General features: G+C 44.5%; 4 protein-coding genes. All 4 read left to right on the top strand.

The features are described 5' to 3' along the window. Positions 1-530 (top strand): hypothetical protein (locus NTV63_03460; GenBank protein ID MCX6709980.1); only part of this gene is annotated, 530 nt, incomplete at its 5' end. Continuing rightward, positions 412-1,974, top strand: coding sequence for a hypothetical protein (locus NTV63_03455; GenBank protein ID MCX6709979.1), 1,563 nt, complete (start codon positions 412-414; stop codon positions 1,972-1,974). The genes NTV63_03460 and NTV63_03455, both read left to right, overlap by 119 nt. A gap of 34 nt (positions 1,975-2,008) precedes the next feature. Further along, positions 2,009-2,599 (top strand): hypothetical protein, encoded by a 591-nt coding sequence (locus NTV63_03450; protein MCX6709978.1) that lies wholly within the window; start codon positions 2,009-2,011, stop codon positions 2,597-2,599. Positions 2,600-2,622: 23 nt separating this feature from the next. Beyond that, a partial coding sequence (locus NTV63_03445) for a hypothetical protein (protein MCX6709977.1) occupies positions 2,623-2,964 on the top strand: 342 nt, incomplete at its 3' end.

Here is a 2,964-nt window from a genome sequence, read left to right as displayed (position 1 = left end):
CTACAACCAGCACAAGGAATGTTGTCCTCTCGCTTACTTATTCCGATTCAATCGGAATATCAGAATGCAGATATTCAAATGACAATTCAACCTGGACTGAATGGGAAACATGCAGCTCAACAAAAGCATGGCTGACAACAGACGGGTATGGAAGCAAGAATGTCTATTATGAAGCATCTGACAGCGCAGGAAACACTGCATCAACATACGACAGCATAATCCTGTCAGAAGCAGTTTATGACACAACTGCGCCGATAAACCTGTCTGTGACAGACGACGGCGATTACACAAGCAGCAACAGCTCGCTGCACGCCTCATGGAGCGCATTTGACAGGGAGTCAAAAGTGTTCTACCTTTACAGGGTAAATGACACCAGCGGCAACTGCGTTAATATTTCAGGAACATGCTCCCTTGACTGGATTGAGGCCAAGTTCAGCATACCCGAGCTTCAGCTGGAATGCAAGCGACCCACAGGGAGCTGGATTTTCAAGCGGAATCTTTGCATACAGCTACATCCTGGACTCAAATGAGAACACAACTCCAGACATAATACCTGAAGGCAACCTCTCAAACCTTGAGAATGAAACTGAGAAGAACTATTCAGGAATTGCAGACGGAACATACCACTTCCATGCAAGGGCAAGGGACAGGGCAGGCAACTGGGGAAATGCAATGCACTACACAATAAAAGTTGATACTGCTCCTCCAACAACCCCGTTCATGCTCTCGCCAGACCAGAATTCCACAAACGGAACAATCTCATTCCAGTGGAATGTCTCAAGGGATTATTCAAGCGGGTTGATGGGCTATTACATAACAATAACAAGAACAGACACCGGCGCTTATATTGAGAACAGCACATGGATAGGCAACACAACAAGGCACAGCATGAGCGGCGCTGAAAACTCTGTCAATTACCACGCAACTGTAAAGGCAAAGGACAATGCAGGAAACATCGGGCTTGATTCAGACAGCGCAGGCGCAACATATGACAATTCCGCCCCCCTGATAATATTCCAGAAGCCCTCTGGAACAGTGATTTCAACCCAGCCGATAATAGTGCTGAAAACAAATGAGCAGGCCAACTGCTACCATGACGGAGTTTTGTTTGAATACACAAATTCAACCCATCACGAGGCAAGGATAACTGCATCAAACGGGCAGAGCCCGACAATAGCAATAGAATGCTACGACCTCTCAGGAAACAAGCGTTCTGAAACCGTGTCATTCACGGTAAATACAGCGCTTCAGCCGGCATCAGTCGCGATTGAACAGCCAGGAACTCCATTCTATGCAAACCGCAGGGCTTATTTTCAGATAAGCGTGGAGAATTCAGGAACAGGAATAGGCGAGTTAAGAAAGGAGTATTTCAGAGTGAAGCTTGAGCGCTCATACCTTGAGGATTTTACAGTCAATGACAACGGAAACGGAAACTACACAATCTCATTCATTGCGCCTGCAACAGCAGGGAGTTACTCAGTTGCAATAAAAGCAGGCGACTATGAGAGCAGCGCTTATACCATGGAAGTTGGAAGCTTCAACATCCAGATAAAATACACAGGAAGCATTTCATCGCCCATAAAATCTGAGAAGATGGCTTACTCCACCGAGAATGAGCATCTAATCGGGCTTGCATCAGAAAGCAGGAGCGCAGATGCCTCAAACTCCACAAGCGGCTCGCTTGAAATAGCCTCAGAGCTTTCATCAAATGCGTTCATATTTGTAACTCTTCCTGATTCAAAGCCGGAAAGCAGGCAGGGCTACCTCAAAAGCGGAACATTCAGCGAATTGATACTTCCTGCATTCGGCTACAGGGTTGAAAAGGAGAAATACACAGTAAACACAGAACTCACATATCCATACATACTGATAACAGGCGAAAGAAAGCTTGATGCAGGAACGCACAGCATAATAATAAAGAACAACGGGCTCTCTGCCGACGGAAAAGTCAATGTGACAATAACCACAGTTTAATGCATTTAAGCCCAATCAGAAGATTAAAGGAAAAATGGAAATTAAAGAAAAAATGAAAAAGAATATTTTCAGGAAAAAAGGGAGAAAGGGGCAGTTTTACATATTCGGCGCAATAGTGCTCTGCATAATGGCTTACAGCATCTATGCAGGGCAGAGCAGAATCCAGCTTTCAACCAAAAATGAGTTCAGGAATCTTTACACTGAATTCCTGAGGGAATCCGGAAGCGCAATAGACAGCGCAATCTACAACGAGCAAAGCCTGAGCGAGAGAATGGAAAACTTCACAGACGCATTCCTGCCTTATGCAAGGACAAAGGAAAAAACATTCGGCGCATTTTATGCGCTAATCTCAAACAGCACAATATTCCTCAGGAACAACATAAGCATAAGCGCAGTAAACAGCGCCAACAGGAATATTACGGCATCCCTGAAAAACTCAACAGATGAGTGGCAGATAAGCATTGATGAAGAATCTTCATTTAATGAAAATGGAATTGAGAGAATAAGGATATTTTTAGACGGAATGCCTTATGATTTCAGCATTTACGGCAGGGAAATAGAGCTTAAAGCAATTTTTTACTCCCAGCAGAGAAACGGCACAAGCATCTATTCATATGACGGATGATTGAAGAATCTGGAAAAGCCAAAATGGAAAAAACAAAATTTAAGATAAGCAGGAAAGGAGTGGCAACCTGGATATCCTGGGTGCTCATAATGGCATTCACTGTTGCCCTCGGAACATTCGTCTTCAGGTGGAGCTCAGGATACGCAGAGTCATCTGCAGCAGACATAGGGGACAGAAGCGCAAGAAGCAGCTGCGATTCAGCTGCAATAGAAATCAGGAGCGCCTGCCAGACAGAAGGGGTGATTTATGCAACAATTGAGAACAAGAAAGATTTAAGAATAGACCAGATAGTTTTCAGCATGTTCGATATTTTCGGAAATGCCGAATCACGGGAGAAAGTAATTTCTCTTGGAGTCGGAGAATCT

This window comes from Candidatus Woesearchaeota archaeon (assembly GCA_026394965.1).
Taxonomy (GTDB): Archaea; Nanobdellota; Nanobdellia; order Woesearchaeales; family 0-14-0-80-44-23; genus JAPLZQ01.
The sequence above is the reverse complement of the archived record's forward strand: the minus strand, read 5'-3'. Positions and strand labels throughout refer to the sequence as shown.

Excerpts from the sequence above, each read along its gene's own strand:
- NTV63_03450 (MCX6709978.1), top strand. The coding sequence starts at position 2,009 with ATGGAAATTAAAGAAAAAATGAAAAAGAATATTTTCAGGAAAAAAGGG.